Genomic DNA, 1,095 nt, shown 5'->3' on the forward strand with positions numbered 1-1,095 from the left:
CCGGAGACGCGCGGGGGGCGGGGCCGATAACGAAAAGCGGGCGGTCCGGTGCTGGTCTACGGCTCTCTTCGGCTCTACGTCTCTACGCGCCTGTCGTCGAGCCCGGTCGGACGATCATCAGGACGGTGACCGTCGCCCACAGAAGGTTGAAGATGCCGGTGAACATGGCGAGTTGGACGGTCGCCGCACGGGTCGCCTCAAGGGCTACCGTGCCTTCGGTGCCGGGGCTGCCGCCCGCAGGGCCTTCCGCGAGGATCTCCTGCCGGGGCAGGACCAGCACGACGAGGACGAGCGCGGCCAGGACGGTCAGCGCGACGGACACGATCAGCCAGGTGTCGCCGAGCACGCCCATCGCGCCCGCCGTGAAGAACCCGAAGACGGGGACGGCGATGCCGACGGCGGCGTACACCCGGCAGATCCGGTGCAGCAGTTGTACGGTCTCGGCGGCGCGGGCGTCGTCCGGCGCGGCGAGGGCCCGGCGCGCGGCGGGCGGGAACATGCTCGCGGCGACGGTGACGGGACCGATCGCGACGATCGCGGCGAGGACGTGGACGGCGAGGAGGAACTTGGTCACGGGCCGACGCTAGGCGTCTTGCCGATCTCGCAGAAGTGGCGGGATTGCCAGGGGGCGACGGGTTCTCGCCAAGTGGACCATGGCAGGTGAAGTGGCTGTGGTCCCGTTGCTTTCTTCGTGGGCGGGGTTGGCGGTTTCCCGTCGTATGCCTAGGCTCTCGCCATGCACACCGTCGCCGTTCTGGCCCTGGACGGGGTCATCCCCTTCGACCTCTCCGCCCCGATCGACGCCTTCGGCTGGGCGCGGCTGCCCGACGGCCGGGAGGCGTACCGGGTGCGGGTCTGCTCGCCGTACCCGTCGGGCGAGGTGAGCGCGGGGGCGTTCACGGTGCGGGCGCCGTACGGTCTGGAGGCCCTCGCGGAGGCGGACACGATCATCCTGCCCGGCGTGCGGGAACCACCGGAGCGGCTGCCGGAGGGAGTCACGGAGGCGTTGCGCGCAGGCCGTCCAGCAGGCCGGTCGCGGCGAACAGGAAGGCCCCGACGCAGATCGACGCGATGCGCGTGCCGTTCTCCCCCGCC

1 protein-coding gene and 1 pseudogene are annotated in these 1,095 nt (G+C 71.7%); one reads left to right on the top strand and one right to left on the bottom strand.

Annotated elements, in window-relative coordinates:
* Positions 1-82: 82 nt before the first annotated feature.
* Positions 83-574: a DUF2269 family protein gene (locus BZL64_RS37830; protein WP_086773472.1), complete on the bottom strand. Its 492-nt coding sequence runs from the start codon at positions 572-574 to the stop codon at positions 83-85.
* Positions 575-736: 162 nt separating this feature from the next.
* Between BZL64_RS37830 and BZL64_RS37835 the strand changes: the two are divergent.
* Positions 737-1,095 (top strand): annotated as a pseudogene (locus BZL64_RS37835) (hypothetical protein); the annotation flags it as partial.

This window comes from Streptomyces bobili (genome assembly GCF_002154575.1).
GTDB classification, from domain to species: domain Bacteria; phylum Actinomycetota; class Actinomycetes; order Streptomycetales; family Streptomycetaceae; genus Streptomyces; species Streptomyces bobili.